The 16,166-nt window shown below is 71.7% G+C and carries 9 protein-coding genes; 6 read left to right on the plus strand and 3 right to left on the minus strand.

Annotated elements, in window-relative coordinates:
• The first annotated feature begins 126 nt into the window (after window positions 1–126).
• Both ABTX78_RS15115 and ABTX78_RS15120 read left to right on the plus strand, forming a co-directional pair.
• Window positions 127–1,134, plus strand: coding sequence for a helix-turn-helix domain-containing protein (locus tag ABTX78_RS15115; protein WP_352207236.1), 1,008 nt, complete (start codon window positions 127–129; stop codon window positions 1,132–1,134).
• 109 nt (window positions 1,135–1,243) lie between these two features.
• Window positions 1,244–2,062: a trypsin-like serine peptidase gene (locus ABTX78_RS15120; protein WP_352207237.1), complete on the plus strand. Its 819-nt coding sequence runs from the start codon at window positions 1,244–1,246 to the stop codon at window positions 2,060–2,062.
• Between the two features lie 82 nt (window positions 2,063–2,144).
• Here the strand turns inward: ABTX78_RS15120 and lon are convergent, their stop codons facing one another.
• Together lon and ABTX78_RS15130 are read right to left on the minus strand one after the other, a co-directional pair.
• A complete protein-coding gene (gene lon / locus ABTX78_RS15125; RefSeq protein ID WP_352207238.1) occupies window positions 2,145–4,550 on the minus strand; it encodes an endopeptidase La in 2,406 nt (801 codons plus the stop codon).
• A gap of 289 nt (window positions 4,551–4,839) precedes the next feature.
• Window positions 4,840–5,715 (minus strand): rhomboid-like protein, encoded by an 876-nt coding sequence (locus ABTX78_RS15130; RefSeq protein WP_352207239.1) that lies wholly within the window; start codon window positions 5,713–5,715, stop codon window positions 4,840–4,842.
• 299 nt (window positions 5,716–6,014) lie between these two features.
• Between ABTX78_RS15130 and ABTX78_RS15135 the strand changes: the two genes are divergently transcribed.
• From ABTX78_RS15135 to ABTX78_RS15150, 4 genes are all read left to right on the plus strand, one after another.
• Window positions 6,015–6,704, plus strand: coding sequence for a spermine/spermidine synthase domain-containing protein (locus ABTX78_RS15135; RefSeq protein WP_352207240.1), 690 nt, complete (start codon window positions 6,015–6,017; stop codon window positions 6,702–6,704).
• A gap of 91 nt (window positions 6,705–6,795) precedes the next feature.
• On the plus strand, window positions 6,796–7,533 hold the full coding sequence (locus ABTX78_RS15140) for a response regulator transcription factor (protein WP_352207241.1): 738 nt from the start codon (window positions 6,796–6,798) through the stop codon (window positions 7,531–7,533).
• Entirely contained in the window at window positions 7,530–8,651 is a 1,122-nt protein-coding gene (locus tag ABTX78_RS15145) for a HAMP domain-containing sensor histidine kinase (protein ID WP_352207242.1), read from the plus strand. Before ABTX78_RS15140 ends, ABTX78_RS15145 begins: the two co-directional genes overlap by 4 nt.
• A 280-nt stretch (window positions 8,652–8,931) precedes the next feature.
• Window positions 8,932–12,831, plus strand: a complete 3,900-nt coding sequence (locus ABTX78_RS15150) for a multifunctional oxoglutarate decarboxylase/oxoglutarate dehydrogenase thiamine pyrophosphate-binding subunit/dihydrolipoyllysine-residue succinyltransferase subunit (protein ID WP_352207243.1) — start codon at window positions 8,932–8,934, stop codon at window positions 12,829–12,831.
• Between the two features lie 78 nt (window positions 12,832–12,909).
• On the opposite strand, the gene ABTX78_RS15155 is transcribed toward ABTX78_RS15150, so the two are convergent.
• Window positions 12,910–16,164, minus strand: a complete 3,255-nt coding sequence (locus ABTX78_RS15155) for an SAV_2336 N-terminal domain-related protein (protein WP_352207244.1) — start codon at window positions 16,162–16,164, stop codon at window positions 12,910–12,912.
• Window positions 16,165–16,166 lie beyond the last annotated feature (2 nt).

Genomic DNA, 16,166 nt, shown 5'->3' on the forward strand with positions numbered 1-16,166 from the left:
TCAAGCCGTAAAGGTGGTCATGGCCATGCAAACCCGTGAGGCGCCAACCGAACAATGTGGCCGACGCGTTGACAAGTGGACACGCACACTTGTGTGGCCCGTGAAGACAAGGTGAGAATCCCGGGCATGAGCGAGGGGGAACTGCGGACCCTCGGCCTGGGGGCCGCCGAGGAACGCACCTACGAAGCACTGCTCAAGGAACGGGCGCTCGAAGCGGAGGAGCTGGCCCGTCTCCTGGGACTGCCGCGCGACCGTCTCGACCTGGCGCTCGGGCACCTCGTCGAACACGGGCTGGCCGTCCCGGGCGACGGGGACGGCGCGCTGCCGCATCCCGCGGCGCCCGCCGCCGCGATCCGTACGCTCATCCACCGCCGCCAGGCCGAACTGCATCTGCGCTCGGCCGAGCTGGAGCGATTACGCATGACCGCGGACCGGATCGCCGGGCGGCTGATGTCCGGCTCACCCACCGCCCCGGAGGGCGGGATCGAGGTGGTGACGGGACCGCGGGCGATCGGCGAACGGGCGGAGTACCTGCTGGCGGCGGCGGAACGCGAGGTCGCGATCCTCGACCGCCCGCCGTATGTGAAGGGCCCGCGCGACGGCAGTGCCGGGCAGGCCGGGCTCGGTATCGAAGCGCTCCTCGACCGCGAGATCGAGGTGCGGACCGTCCTGGACCGGGACGGACTGGCGACTCCGGGCCGGATGGGCTCGGTGAGCGGTCTGGTCGAACGGGGGCTGCGGGCCCGGGTCGCGACCGCCGTCCCCACCAAACTGATCTGCGTGGACCGCCGGATCACCCTGCTCCCGCCGACCGACGCGGCGGATCCGAGGGCAACCGCCCTGGTCATCGGTGACGCCCTTCTGCACAACGCGCTGGTCCCCCTCTTCGAGACGGTCTGGGAACGCGCCACACCCCTCGGCGGCCCGGACGGCGAGGACCGCACGCTCCCGAAGGCGCAGAAGGAACTCCTCGGGCTGCTCGCGGCCGGCCTCAAGGACGAGGCGATCGCCCGCCGGCTCGGGGTCCATGTGCACACCGCCCGCCGCAGAATCAGCCATTTACTGCAGACGCTGGGCGCGGAGACCCGCTTCCAGGCGGGCGCGCAGGCGACGTTGCGGGGCTGGCTCCACTGACGGAGCCGGGGCCGGCGCGGACCGTCGCGTTGAGAGGCGTTCGTGGAGTGTGATCACCGGCTCTGCCGAGATCACTGGACTCCTCCCCGACGGCGGGCAAGATGGCCGGATGACGTGGTTCGCTCTCCCGAAGAGGCTGCCGAGGTGGCCGGCCCTCGCGCTGCTCACGGCCGTCACGGCGTGCGGAGGTCCGGTCTCGGCCGATCCCGACGCGGGTGACGGCCCGTCGCCCCTGCCGCCGGGACCCTCGCCGCAGTCGTCGGCGGCACCGTTCGCCGGGCCGGCCTCCGCCGGGGTGCTGCTCGACGAGGACGGCGTGCACTACTGCTCCGCGAGCGTCGTGGACAGCCCGCGGGGCAATGTCGTCGCCACCGCGGCCCACTGCGTCTTCGAGTACGGCAGCTACATGGAGAACGTCACCTTCGCCCCCGGCTTCACCGGCCCGGGCAACGGCAAGGCGCCCTACGGACGGTGGAAGGTCCGCGCCATCCAGGTCGACGACCGCTGGCGCAGGAACACCGACGTCTCGGATGCCGTCGACTACGCCTTCCTCACGCTCGAACCCGATGCGAAGGGCCGTGCCGTGCAGGACGTCGTGGGCGGCACCCCCGCGGACTGGGCCTCCCCGGCCGAACGCCGGGTGACCGTCGTCGGCCACCCCAACGCGGACCACAACCCGCAGAACCGGCCCATCTCCTGCACCACCGACACCCGGCAGGACCCGGAGCCGGCGGTGTCACTGCGGATGGAGTGCGCCGGTTTCTGGGACGGCACGAGCGGCGGTCCCTGGCTCGCGGACTACCGCGACGCCGAGCACCCGGGCCGGATCATCGGCGTGACCAGCGGCGGACAGACGGACCGCGAGTCGACGGCGGTCCGCTTCGGCGCGGATGCGCGCAGGCTGTACGACAAGGCGGCGAAGGGCTAGAGCCGGGGGCGGGCGGACAGCACGGAGCCCCGGGCGGAGGGGTGTTCCCTCCGCCCGGGGCTCTCGCGTCACCGGACTTCCGTCAGGCCGCCGCGGGCACGGCGACCTCCGCCGGGGCCAGCGCGATCTCCAGCACCTGGCGGACATCCGTCACCGGGTGCACCTCCAGCTTCTCGAGGATCTCGGCCGGGACGTCGTCCAGGTCGGCCTCGTTCCGCTTCGGGATCACGACCGTCGTGGTACCCGCCCGGTGGGCGGCCAGCAGCTTCTGCTTCAGACCGCCGATCGGGAGCACCCGGCCGGTCAGCGACACCTCACCGGTCATCGCCACGTCCGTACGAACCAGCCGTCCGGAGAGCAGCGACGCCAGCGCCGTCGTCATCGTGATACCGGCACTCGGGCCGTCCTTGGGGACCGCGCCCGCCGGGAAGTGGATGTGCACACCCCGGTCCTTCAGGTCGGCGACCGGCAGCTCCAGTTCGGCGCCGTGCGAGCGGAGGAAGCTCAGCGCGATCTGCGCCGACTCCTTCATCACGTCACCGAGCTGACCGGTCAGGGTCAGTCCGGAGCCGCCCGTCTCCGGGTCGGCCAGCGACGCCTCGACGAAGAGCACGTCGCCGCCCGCGCCGGTGACGGCGAGGCCGGTGGCGACACCGGGCACCGCGGTACGGCGCTCGGCCGGGTCCTGCGCGGACTCGGGCACGTGGTGCGGCCGTCCGACCAGGGCGCGCAGCTGCTCGGAACCGACGGTGAGCGGCAGTTCCCGCTCGCCCAGTTCGTGCTGGGCCGCCACCTTGCGCAGCAGCCTGGCGACCGAACGCTCCAGGTTCCGCACGCCCGCCTCACGGGTGTACTCGGCGGCCAGCTTGCGCAGTGCCGAGTCCTCCAGGACGACCTCGCCGGGCTGCAGGCCCGCCCGCTCCAGCTGGCGCGGCAGCAGGTGGTCCCTGGCGATGACGACCTTCTCGTCCTCGGTGTAGCCGTCCAGCCGGACCAGCTCCATACGGTCGAGCAGGGCCTCCGGGATGGCCTCCAGGACGTTCGCCGTGGCGAGGAACACCACGTCGGACAGGTCGAGTTCGACCTCCAGGTAGTGGTCGCGGAACGTGTGGTTCTGCGCCGGGTCCAGGACTTCGAGCAGCGCGGCCGCCGGGTCGCCCCGGAAGTCCGAGCCGACCTTGTCGATCTCGTCCAACAGGACCACCGGGTTCATCGACCCGGCTTCCTTGATGGCACGGACGATCCGGCCGGGCAGCGCGCCCACGTAGGTGCGCCGGTGGCCGCGGATCTCCGCCTCGTCCCGTACGCCGCCGAGCGCGACCCGGACGAACTTGCGTCCCATCGCGTGCGCGACGGACTCGCCGAGCGAGGTCTTGCCGACGCCCGGCGGGCCGACGAGTGCCAGCACCGCGCCCCCGCGCCGTCCGCCGACCACTCCGAGTCCTCGGTCGGCACGGCGCTTGCGCACCGCCAGGTACTCGGTGATCCGCTCCTTGACGTCCTGCAGGCCCGCGTGCTCGGCGTCCAGGATCGCCTTGGCGCCCTGGATGTCGTAGGCGTCCTCGGTCGTCTCGTTCCACGGCAGTTCGAGCACGGTGTCGAGCCAGGTCCGGATCCAGGAGCCCTCAGGGCTCTGGTCGCTGGACCGCTCGAGCTTCTCGACCTCCTTGAGGGCCGCTGCGCGGACCTTCTCGGGCAGGTCGGCGGCCTCGACACGGGCCCGGTAGTCGTCGGACTCATCCTCGGCGCCGTCGCCGTCGAGCTCGCGCAGCTCCTTGCGCACGGCTTCGAGCTGTCGGCGCAGCAGGAACTCGCGCTGCTGCTTGTCGACGCCCTCCTGGACGTCCTTGGCGATGGACTCCGCGACATTCTGCTCGGCCAGATGCTCCCGCAGCTGCTCGGTGGCGAGCTTGAGGCGGGCCACCGGGTCGGCGGTGTCGAGCAGTTCGATCTTCTGGGCCGTGGTCAGGAAAGGTGAGTAGCCGGAATTGTCAGCGAGCTGCGAGACGTCGTCGATCTGCTGGACACGGTCCACGACCTGCCAGGCCCCGCGCTTCTTCAGCCAGTCGGTGGCGAGCGCCTTGTACTCCTTGACCAGGTCGGCGACCTGTCCGGGCAGCGGGTCGGGAACGGTCTCCTCGATTTGGGTGCCCTCGATCCACAGAGCGGCGCCGGGGCCGGTGGTGCCCGCGCCGATCTGCACGCGGCCGCGGCCGCGGATCAGGGCACCGGGGTCGCCGTCGGAGAGCCGGCCGACCTGTTCGACCGTGCCGAGCACGCCGGTGGCGGCGTACTGGCCGTCGACCCGAGGAACAAGAAGCACCTGTGGCTTGCTTGCCCCACTGGAACGGGCAGCGGCCTGTGCGGCCTCCACCGCGGCTCGTACATCGGTGTCGGAAAGGTCCAGAGGCACCACCATTCCGGGCAGCACGACCTCGTCATCGAGCGGCAGCACGGGCAGGGTGAGTGGTGTGGACGACAAAGCCATGATCTCCCCTTAGGCAGTGAAGTTGAGCTATGTGGACTCAATGATTGGGGCGCCGCAGATGTTCCCCGCCTCTTGTTCGCTCTCAGCGATCAGCCCCTCCCCCTCCGCAGCCCTCACCGCCGCCCGCCGCGCACCCTCCGCAGCACGGCGTGGACGGAATCACCCACCGGAACCCACGCCGGTCACACGGTCACGACGGACGACACCGCCGAGGTGCCGAGGCTGCGCGAGGTGATCGCGGCCCCGCCAGAGCGGCAGGACCGGCCCCCGGGCCGTACACGTTCACGGATCAGGCAGGCACCGGCGTACGGCCGCCCGAGCGTCCCGCCCAGCGGCGGACGACGGGCAGGCAGGCGAGACCGGCGAGCAGAGCCAGCGGATGGCCCCAGTCGGTGAGCGGGTCCGTGAAGGCGAGCAGGTCCCGCAGGAGCGTCATCGCGACGAAGCCCAGCACCGTGACCCGCAGGACGGGGCTCAGCAGTCCGGCAAGTGCGCCGACGCTCGCCATCAGCCCGAAGCTGATGCCGTAGTCGAGCCGGTGCAGCGAGGTGGCGGGCAGATGGCCGACCGCCACGGATACACCGACCGGGACCTCGGTCGCCAGGGTCGCCCCGACATGGCCGACGAGAAAGACGAAAGCGGTGCGCAAACCGCCGATGCGGCGTTCCAGCGCGGTCAGCACGACGACGAAGGCGATGGCGTACGGGGACGCCGGACCGCCGGCGATCCACAGGGCGCTCGCACCGAGAACCAGCAGCGGCCTGTCCGCCAGATGGGCGACATCGGTGCTGGATCCGTGCAGCAGCGCGGAGACAGTGGCGGGGTCCGCGTAGCGGGCGAACAGGGAGGTCGCGAGCAGAACGAGGAGGTACCCGAAGGTGAAGGGGGCACCGGTCGGAGTGGGCAGCAGCCGCAGAGCCTGCCGCCACCGGGGCGTCCGCAGCGGGTCGGCGGCCGGGAAGGGCACGGCGGGAGGCTGTCCGGCGCGTACGGGCCCGGTCCGCTGCGCCGGAATGGCGGGAAGCAGCTCCGTGAGCGCGGCCTGCTCCCCGAGCACCTCGTCGGGACGGCCTTCCTGAGCCCGCTCCGGCATGGTGCGCTGAACTCCGTCGCCCGCGGTGGTCCGGTCGCGCCTGGTCCGGTCGCCCTTCGGGTGCTGGTGCACGGCGTGAGGCCCCTTTCGCCAAGCCCCCGAACAAACCCCACCCAAGCGATCAGCGTGACCCGCGTCCATGACGTACGCCACACGAGGCAACCTGCGTCCTCGCCCGTACGTCGCGGGCCGCGCACCCCGCCGTCCGCGCCCCGCGTGTTCGCCGTCGGCGCGAACACGGCACGCGTGCGGACGCCGCCCCGGGGCAGGAGCCCATCGGGCCCGCGCTCCGGAATATCGGTTTGTCCCGGTCGCGCCGTCCCGCAAGCATGGTCGACGCCATCGACGGCCAGCCATCCGGAGGTACTGCCATGCCGCTGCACGCCGACGCCGAAACTCCCGTCACCCTCGACCGGCGCGAGGGACCCTACGGAGAGATCGTGCTGCGGCAGCGCGGTGAGCACCACGAGATCATCGCCAACGGATGCTTCCTGATGGACACCTCCGACGGGCGCTCCGAACGGCTGCTGGTGGACGCGGCGAGCGAGGCGCTCACGGCCAGCGGCAAACACCCGTCCGCCCTGCTCATCGGCGGACTCGGGGTCGGCTTCTCGCTGGCCCACGCCGCCGCCGACCCCCGCTGGCGCCGGATCACGGTGGTCGAGCGCGAGCAGGCGGTCATCGACTGGCACCGCTCGGGACCGCTCGCCCGGATCTCCGGTGAGGCGCTCGGCGACCCCCGTTGCGTGATCCTGCACACGGACCTCCTCACGCATCTGCGTGAGTCCGCCGACCACTACGACGCCCTGTGCCTCGACATCGACAACGGGCCCGACTGGACCGTCACGGACGACAACGAAAGCCTCTACTCCCCGGACGGACTCGCCGCCTGCCAGGACCGGTTGACGCCCGGCGGAGTTCTGGCCGTGTGGTCGGCCCAGCCTTCCCCGGCTTTTGAGGATGCGTTGCGGAATGCCGGATTCAGCGGGGTAAGAACCGAAGAGATCCGCCTTGCCCGAGGCGTACCTGACGTGGTCCATCTCGCCGTTAGCCCTGCGTAGCCGGGACGCCGCGACTGCCTTTACGCTGCTCACCTACACACCGGATCAAATAACCAGATGCAACTCGCGAGAACGCGTACAGGGGCGGGCGATGGAGCAGACACACACCACGCACAACGGCGTCGCGGCCACGCCAGGCGCTCAGCGCCGGGTGCTGGTCGTCGAGGACGACTCGACCATCGTGGACGCCATCGCCGCCAGACTGCGGGCTGAGGGCTTTCTCGTCCAGACGGCCACCGACGGCCCCGCCGCCGTCGACGCGGCCGAGGCCTGGCAGCCCGACCTGATGGTCCTCGACGTGATGCTTCCGGGCTTCGACGGTCTCGAGGTCTGCCGCCGGGTCCAGGCGCAGCGCCCGGTCCCGGTGCTGATGCTCACGGCCCGCGACGACGAGACCGACATGCTCGTCGGGCTGGGCGTCGGCGCCGACGACTACATGACGAAGCCGTTCTCGATGCGCGAGCTGGCGGCCCGGGTGCATGTGCTGCTGCGCCGGGTGGAGCGGGCCGCGCTCGCCGCGGTGACGCCGCGCAGCGGGATCCTGCGTCTCGGCGAGCTGGAGGTCGACCACGCCCAGCGCCGGGTACGCGTCCGCGGCGACGACGTGCACCTGACGCCCACCGAGTTCGATCTGCTGGTGTGCCTGGCGAACACCCCGCGCGCCGTCCTGTCCCGCGAGCAGCTGCTCGCGGAGGTGTGGGACTGGGCCGACGCCTCGGGTACCCGCACCGTCGACAGCCACATCAAGGCGCTGCGCCGGAAGATCGGCGCCGAGCGGATCCGTACGGTGCACGGCGTCGGATACGCCCTGGAGACGCCTGCCCCATGAGGCGCCGCCTCCGGGACGAGCCGCCCGGCCGCCCCGACCGGCTGAACAGGCTGCGCTCCGCCTCCCTGTCGATCTCGATCAAGACCAAACTCGGCGCGCTCGTCGTCGTCTCGGTCTTCATCACCACGGGGCTGCTCGTCGTCGCCCTGCGCACGGAGACCGAGCTGCGTTTCATCACGGTCTTCTCGGTGATAGCCACGTTGCTGATCACCCAGTTCGTGGCGCACGGCCTGACCGCGCCGCTGGACGAGATGAACACCGTGGCCAAGGGCATATCGCACGGCGACTACACCCGCCGGGTGAGCGGCGCCGACCGCCGTGACGAGCTCGGCGACCTCGCCTCGACGATCAACCGCATGGCGGACGACCTGGAGGCGGTGGACCGGCACCGCAAGGAGCTGGTCGCCAATGTCTCGCACGAGCTGCGGACCCCCATCGCCGCGCTGCGCGCGGTCCTGGAGAACGTGGTCGACGGGGTCTCCGCCGCCGATCCCGAGACGATGCGCACGGCGCTGAAGCAGACCGAGCGGCTGGGCCGGCTGGTCGAGACGCTGCTGGACCTGTCCCGGCTGGACAACGGGGTCGTGCCGCTGCGGGCCCGGCGCTTCGAGGTGTGGCCGTATCTCTCCGGGGTGCTGAAGGAGGCCAATCTGGCCGCCGCCCAGCGCCGTGTGGCCTCGGGCTCGGGCAACCACACCCGTACCGACGTGCATCTCCATCTGGATGTCTCGCCGCCCGAGCTGACCGCGCACGCGGACGCCGAGCGGCTGCACCAAGTGGTCGCCAATCTGATCGACAACGCGGTGAAGCACTCGCCGCCGCACGGCCGGGTGACGGTACGGGCGCGCCGCGGCACCCAGCCGGAGTCGTTGGACCTGGAAGTGGTCGACGAGGGCCCGGGCATTCCCGAGCAGGAGCGCCACCGGGTCTTCGAGCGGTTCAACCGGGGCAGCATCCTGGCCCCGCACGGCAAGGGCAGCGACGGCGGTACGGGTCTGGGCCTGGCCATCGCTCGCTGGGCGGTGGATCTGCACGGCGGGCGCATCGGCGTGGCCGAATCCGCCCGCGGCTGCCGGATCCGGGTCACTCTTCCGGGAATTCCGTCACCCCGCGGTTGACGTAGGGTTCGAACCGGAAGCGGCCGTTCTGCGTGGTGATCCGTGAGGACGGGCCCGCGCGGCCGCTCACGAGGCGGGCCGGAGGGCCATGGCCGCGGTGTCGCCGACCCGTGGTGGGGTCGAACCGTGCTTGTTTCCCGCCATTGTCAGCCCCGAAACCCGCCTTTCGGTGTGACTTGCGCGACGATGACCAGCCCCGCCTGCATCTCCCGGCCGGGGAGGCGTAGCCTTGATTCCCGCTGTCCATCACCTTGTGAAGCGGAAGAGGGCGGTTGCCGCCGTGTCGTCTCAGTCCCCCAGTAACTCGAGCATCTCGACCGACCAAGGCGCGCAGGGCAAGAACCCTGCCGCCGCATTCGGGCCCAATGAGTGGCTCGTCGACGAGATCTATCAGCAGTACCTCCAGGACCCCAATTCCGTCGACCGCGCCTGGTGGGACTTCTTCGCCGACTACAAGCCGGGCGGCGGCAGCTCCGCCGCCACGGCGGCGAAGCCCTCCGACGGAAGCACGGCCGCGGACGCTGCCCCCGCGCAGCCCGGTACCGCAGCCGCGGGGGCTGCGGGTACCGCCGGTCAGACCGGCAGTGCCACCGCGAACGGCGTGAACGCCGCTCCGCAGAGCGCACCGGCCGCGAAGGCCCCGGCCGCCCAGCCCGCCGCACCGGCCCAGGCCGCTCCCGCGGCGAAGGCGGCCCCGGCCGCCGCGCCCGAGGCCAAGGCGGCACAGCCGGCTCCGGCCAAGGCCGAGCCGGCGAAGGCCGCGCCCGCCAAGGCCGAGCCGGCGAAGGCCGCACCGGACACCGAGGCCCCCTCGGGTCCCGAGTACGTGACGCTGCGCGGCCCCTCGGCCGCTGTCGCGAAGAACATGAACGCCTCGCTGGAACTGCCGACGGCCACCTCCGTGCGCGCGGTCCCGGTGAAGCTGCTCTTCGACAACCGCATCGTCATCAACAACCACCTCAAGCGCGCCCGGGGCGGGAAGGTCTCCTTCACCCACCTCATCGGGTACGCGATGGTGCAGGCCCTCAAGGCCATGCCGTCGATGAACTACTCCTTCGCGGAGAAGGACGGCAAGCCCACCCTGGTCAAGCCGGAGCACGTGAACTTCGGTCTCGCCATCGACCTGGTGAAGCCGAACGGCGACCGCCAGCTGGTCGTCGCGGCCATCAAGAAGGCCGAGACGCTCAACTTCTTCGAGTTCTGGCAGGCCTACGAGGACATCGTCCGCCGCGCCCGGAACAACAAGCTGACGATGGACGACTTCACCGGCGTCACCGTCTCGCTGACCAACCCCGGCGGCCTGGGCACCGTCCACTCGGTGCCGCGTCTGATGCCCGGACAGTCGGTCATCATGGGCGTCGGCTCCATGGACTACCCGGCCGAGTTCCAGGGCACCTCCCAGGACACCCTGAACCGCCTGGGCATCTCCAAGGTGATGACCCTCACCAGCACGTACGACCACCGGGTCATCCAGGGCGCCGCCTCCGGCGAGTTCCTTCGGGTCGTGGCCAACTTCCTGCTCGGCGAGCAGGGCTTCTACGACGACATCTTCCAGGCGCTGCGGATCCCCTACGAGCCGGTCCGCTGGTTCAAGGACATCGACGCCAGCCACGACGACGACGTCACCAAGGCCGCCCGGGTCTTCGAGCTGATCCACTCCTACCGGGTCCGCGGCCACGTCATGGCCGACACCGACCCGCTGGAGTACCGCCAGCGCAAGCACCCGGACCTGGACATCACCGAGCACGGGCTCACGCTGTGGGACCTGGAGCGCGAGTTCGCCGTCGGCGGCTTCTCCGGCAAGTCGATGATGAAGCTGCGCGACATCCTCGGCGTCCTGCGCGACTCGTACTGCCGCACCACCGGCATCGAGTTCATGCACATCCAGGACCCGAAGCAGCGCAAGTGGATCCAGGACCGCGTCGAGCGCGGGCACACCAAGCCCGAGCGCGAGGAGCAGCTGCGCATCCTGCGCCGGCTCAACGCCGCCGAGGCGTTCGAGACCTTCCTGCAGACCAAGTACGTCGGTCAGAAGCGGTTCTCGCTGGAGGGCGGCGAGTCCGTCATCCCGCTGCTCGACGCGGTCATCGACTCCGCCGCCGAGTCCCGGCTGGACGAGGTCGTCATCGGCATGGCCCACCGCGGCCGGCTGAACGTGCTGGCGAACATCGTCGGCAAGTCGTACGCGCAGATCTTCCGGGAGTTCGAGGGCAACCTCGACCCGAAGTCGATGCACGGCTCCGGCGACGTGAAGTACCACCTGGGCGCCAACGGCACCTTCACCGGCCTGGACGGCGAGCAGATCAAGGTCTCGCTGGTCGCCAACCCCTCCCACCTGGAGGCGGTCGACCCGGTGCTGGAGGGTGTCGCCCGCGCCAAGCAGGACGTCATCAACAAGGGCGGCACGGACTTCACGGTCCTGCCGGTCGCCCTGCACGGTGACGCGGCCTTCGCCGGCCAGGGTGTCGTCGCCGAGACGCTGAACATGTCGCAGCTGCGCGGCTACCGCACCGGCGGCACGGTCCACATCGTCATCAACAACCAGGTCGGCTTCACCGCCTCCCCGGAGTCGTCGCGTTCGTCGATGTACGCGACCGACGTGGCCCGCATGATCGAGGCGCCGATCTTCCACGTGAACGGCGACGACCCGGAGGCCGTGGTCCGCGTCGCGCGGCTGGCCTTCGAGTTCCGCCAGACGTTCAACAAGGACGTCGTGATCGACCTCATCTGCTACCGCCGCCGCGGTCACAACGAGGGCGACAACCCGCAGTTCACCAACCCGCAGATGTACAACCTGATCGACAAGAAGCGTTCGGTGCGCAAGCTCTACACCGAGTCGCTGATCGGCCGGGGCGACATCACGCTGGAAGAGGCGGAGCAGGCGCTCCAGGACTTCCAGGGCCAGCTGGAGAAGGTCTTCGCGGAGGTCCGCGAGGCGACCAGCCTGCCGGCCCCGGCGCATGTCCCGGACGCGCAGGCCGAGTTCCCGGTGGCCGTCACCACCGCGGTCTCCCAGGAGGTCGTGAAGCGGATCGCCGAGTCCCAGGTCAACATCCCCGACCACGTCACCGTGCACCCGCGGCTGATGCCGCAGATGCAGCGTCGTGCGGCATCGGTCGAGGACGGCACGATCGACTGGGGCATGGGCGAGACGCTCGCCATCGGCTCGCTGCTGATGGAGGGCACCACGGTCCGGCTGTCCGGTCAGGACACCCGCCGCGGCACGTTCGGCCAGCGCCACGCGGTGCTGGTGGACCAGGAGACCGGCGAGGACTACACCCCGCTGCTGTACCTCGCCGAGGACCAGGCCCGCTACAACGTCTACGACTCGCTGCTCAGCGAGTACGCGGCGATGGGCTTCGAGTACGGCTACTCCCTCGCCCGGCCGGACGCGCTGGTCATGTGGGAGGCGCAGTTCGGTGACTTCGTCAACGGCGCCCAGACCGTCGTCGACGAGTTCATCTCCTCCGCCGAGCAGAAGTGGGGCCAGACCTCCGGCGTCACGCTGCTGCTGCCGCACGGCTACGAGGGCCAGGGCCCGGACCACAGCTCCGCGCGACCCGAGCGCTTCCTCCAGATGTGCGCGCAGAACAACATGACGGTCGCGATGCCGACCCTGCCGTCGAACTACTTCCACCTGCTGCGCTGGCAGGTGCACAACCCGCACCACAAGCCGCTGATCGTCTTCACGCCGAAGTCGATGCTGCGTCTGAAGGCCGCGGCGTCGAAGGCGGAGGAGTTCGTCAACGGTGGCTTCCGCCCGGTGATCGGCGACGAGTCGGTGGACCCGAACGCGGTCCGCAAGGTCGTCTTCTGCTCCGGCAAGGTCTACTACGACCTGGAGGCCGAGCGGGTCAAGCGCGGCGTCACCGACACCGCGATCCTGCGTCTGGAGCGGCTGTACCCGCTGCCGGGCAAGGAGCTCCAGGCCGAGATCGCCAAGTTCCCGAACGCCGAGAAGTACCTCTGGGCGCAGGAGGAGCCGGCGAACCAGGGTGCGTGGCCGTTCATCGCGCTGAACCTGATCGACCACCTGGACCTGGCCGTCGGTGCGGACATCCCGCACGGCGAGCGTCTGCGCCGCATCTCGCGTCCGCACGGCTCGTCCCCGGCGGTCGGCTCGGCCAAGCGCCACCAGGCGGAGCAGCAGCAGCTGGTCGACGAGGTCTTCGACGCCTAGTCGCAAGGCCTCTCGGGCCCGGTTCCGACCGGAGGGCCCGGTCCGCGTCACTCGACGCGGACCGGGCCCTCCGGCGTTTCACCCACCGTCTTCGAGCCGCTCGATCTCCCGCAGGAACGGCTCCACACCCGGCGCGTCCGCCGGCCGGACCCGCGCCAGCATCGCCGCCACCGCCCGGTGTTCCTCCAGGGCGCGCTCGGGACCGGCGGTGCGTTCCAGCCGGCCCGTCCGCAGCCACTGGGCGTTGACCAACCGGTCGAAGAGGACCGGGCCGGCCTCCGCGAGGGCCCGGCGGCCGTGGGCGACGGCGTCGCGGTGGAGTGGGTGCGCGGACGCCGGGCCCTCGCGGAGACCGGACAGCAGGGCGGCCGCCACCGCGCGGTGCCACCAGGCGTGTGCGGCGAGTTCGGCGTCGGTCGCCGCCCGGGCCGCCGCGCCGAGCGCCCAGTCCGCCTCGTGGAGGTCGGCGACCGTGCCCTCGGCCCGGAACCGCTCGATGTAGGCGAGGCCCAGCAGGGCGCGCCGGCGCGGGAGTTCGGGGTCGGTGGGCCGGGTCTCCTCGATCGCGCCGCGCAGTGCCCGTACGGCGGCCTGGATGTCGGCCCGGGCGTCCTTGTCCACTCCCCGCTCGGTCAACTGCCGGCCGAGGGAGGTGAGGACGAGCGCGCGGCTCGGGTCCCGCCACGGCAGCAGGGGCAGCGCCTCGGTCCAGGCCGCGACCGCGGAGTCGCGGTGGGCCCAGCCGCCGGTGGACACGTACCGCTGCTCCAGCACCCGGGCCATCCGCAGCAGGATGTCGGCCTGGGTCTCCTCGTCGCGGCCGGTGTGCCGGCGTGCCTGGTCGAGGGCCTGGAGGATACGGAGCCTGGCGTCGTCGTCGAGGTGTTCGTGGGCGAACTCGATGGCGTCGGCGTAGTCCAGCCAGGCGCGGCACAGGTCGCTCTGCTCGGCGGTCTCCCAGTCGATGGCGTCGATGCCCTCGTGCAGGTCCTCGTCCGCCTGTTCCGCGAAGGTCCGTGAGGCGGCGAGGTCGTGGTCGCCGACGGCCCTCGGGACAGGGCCCTCGCCGCGGTGGTGGCGGGCCAGGTCGAGGAGGAGCCCACCGCGCAGCAGCAGGGCCGACTCCCGGCGCTCTCCGTCCAGCAGCAGTTCCACGACGCCGAGCGCGGTGTGCAGCGTCTCGGTGAAGAAGCCCGCGGGCCCGATCGGTCCGCGCAGTCCGTAGGGCGCGCCGGTCACCGCCAGCCGTCGCAGCACCCGGATCCTGGCGGACGCGGCCGCCTGCACGAGAGCGGCCGGCGTGTCCCACGGCGGCGGGTCGCCGGTGAGTTCGGCGAGGCTGCTGTCGGCGGTCGACAACAGCACGGCGGCCACCAGATCGGTGTCGTCACCGGCCGGGCCCGCCTGCACCCACACCCACTCGGGCATCAGCTTGGGGCTGAGCCGCCCGGCGGACACCTCCTCCGCCATGGCCTCCAGAACCCGCGCCAGCGTGAGGTAGGCCCGCGCCCCGCCGGAGATCGCGTTCTGGGCCGCCTCCAGTGCCTCGGGCAGATCCTCCGGCAGCGGGCGTACCAGCCAGCGCCGCAGCAGCGCTTCGGCCAGTTCGCCGTAGAGCGCGGCCCGTTCACCGGACCGCCGCTCCGCCTGGGTCGCCGAGCCGAGGAGTCGGATGGCCGCGTCCAGGTCGCGTACGGTGCCGTACTGGCCGAAGTGCGCCAGACAGCTGCGGGCCTTCGCGACGAGTGCGGCGGGGCCCTCCGTCGTCAGCCCCGGTGTCACGGCGGGCTGGGGGCCGCCGAGGCGGCGCAGGACCTGGGTGGAGACCTGGGCGAAGGCCCACAGTCCGCGGTTGTCTCCGGTGGCCGGGGCCGGCGGGTGCGGATCCACCGATCCGGCGAGGAAGGCGGAGGCCATCGCCGGGAAGTTGCGCACGGTGCGTCCGTAGCGGGAGGCGACGTACTCCGAGCAATGCTTGAGCACGAGCGACGCGCTGCTGGCGCCCAGTTGGCCGAGCAGCTCTTCGCGGACGCCGTCGAGGAAGGCGTACGCCGGACCCCCCTCCCGAGGGCCCGTGGTGTCGTCGGGATCCCTTCGCAGCAGCCCGCTGAGGAGCACCTCGGCCAGGACGTCCGGACCGCTGCGGACGAGCATCGCGCGCTGCACGAGCTGCATCACCGGCAGCACCAGGGGAACCGCCGACAGATAGACGGCGAGCTGCGCGGCGGCGGGCGACGCGGTTCGGCGGAAGGCCCGCACCCGTTCGGCCGGCTCGATGCGCCGGGCCGCGCGTGGGCGGACGGAGGCGGGTTCGTGCCTCGGCAGGACCAGCGCGGCCGCGGCGTTCATGGACTGCCCGGTCGCACCCGCGATCAGCCGGGTCCAGGCCTCGAAGGAGGAGCGGCGCAGCGCGAGAACGGGGACGGGGATACCGTCCGCCGGGCCGGGCGCACCGAGCCGCGGAGTGAACTCCAACCGCCCGGCGGGTCCTTCGCGGCGTTGCAGCAGTCCCGGCCGTGCGGGCAGATGCGTGCGCCCCCACATCCGCTGCGGCAGCGGCTGCACGACCGCGACGGGCGCGGTCGACGCCCAGATGTGCAGCAGCCGCTGCATCCGGCCGCTGCGCCACAGCGGACCCGCGCAGTCGCTGAGCACCACGGTCAGCTGCCGCCCGGTGGGATCGCCGAGCTGGGCCGGTACGGGCCGGTGCTCGTCGAGGCGGTGCACGGCCACCTCGCGGAAGGCCCCCGCACGTTCGCAGATCTCCCGCAGCTCTTCGAGCGCGGTGCTCCACACGACGTTCGACGACGACTCGTCCATCACGAGGGCGAGCCGGGCCTGACGCCGCCGGACCGTGCGGAGCACGGGCACCACCAGACCCGTCTCGGCGGCCCGGTCCGCGGTCGCGATCTCGTCGAGTTCCCTGCGCACCAGCCGCATGGGCGGTCGGTAGTGCTGGAGAGGCCGCAGGGAGCGCTGGAGGTCGAGGGTGTCGGGCAGCGCCGTGGGAGCCGGGACCGGGACGCTGCGCGTGGCGCCGTCCGGCAGGGACCCGCCGACGGTGTCCGGCTGGGCGGGCCCGTAGAGACCGGTGCCGGGCCGCGACGAAGGGCGGACTCCGGGTGTGGAGACGGCGGGCTGCTCCGGGGGCCCGGCGGACGGCCGGTCCGCCGGGCCGGGTGGCAGGACAGGGGCTGATGCTTCGGTCGTACCGGCGCGGGCCGCGGGCACGTACCGCGACAACCACAGCGCGTCCGCCAGTTCCTCGGCGGTCGGCTTCAGTTCCGCCTCGCGCAGCCGCGCGACGAGCGCGGTCAGGGCCGCGGAGTGCACGG

The sequence above is a fragment of the Streptomyces sp. NPDC096193 genome (assembly GCF_040302905.1).
Classification (GTDB): Bacteria; Actinomycetota; Actinomycetes; order Streptomycetales; family Streptomycetaceae; genus Streptomyces.

What these genes read in the sequence shown, in the direction of transcription:
- ABTX78_RS15115 (WP_352207236.1), top strand. Translation starts at nt 127, where the DNA reads ATGAGCGAGGGGGAACTGCGGACCCTCGGCCTGGGGGCCGCCGAGGAA.
- ABTX78_RS15120 (WP_352207237.1), top strand. Translation starts at nt 1,244, where the DNA reads ATGACGTGGTTCGCTCTCCCGAAGAGGCTGCCGAGGTGGCCGGCCCTC.
- lon (WP_352207238.1), bottom strand. Translation starts at nt 4,550, where the DNA reads ATGGCTTTGTCGTCCACACCACTCACCCTGCCCGTGCTGCCGCTCGAT.
- ABTX78_RS15135 (WP_352207240.1), top strand. Translation starts at nt 6,015, where the DNA reads ATGCCGCTGCACGCCGACGCCGAAACTCCCGTCACCCTCGACCGGCGC.
- ABTX78_RS15140 (WP_352207241.1), top strand. Translation starts at nt 6,796, where the DNA reads ATGGAGCAGACACACACCACGCACAACGGCGTCGCGGCCACGCCAGGC.
- ABTX78_RS15145 (WP_352207242.1), top strand. Translation starts at nt 7,530, where the DNA reads ATGAGGCGCCGCCTCCGGGACGAGCCGCCCGGCCGCCCCGACCGGCTG.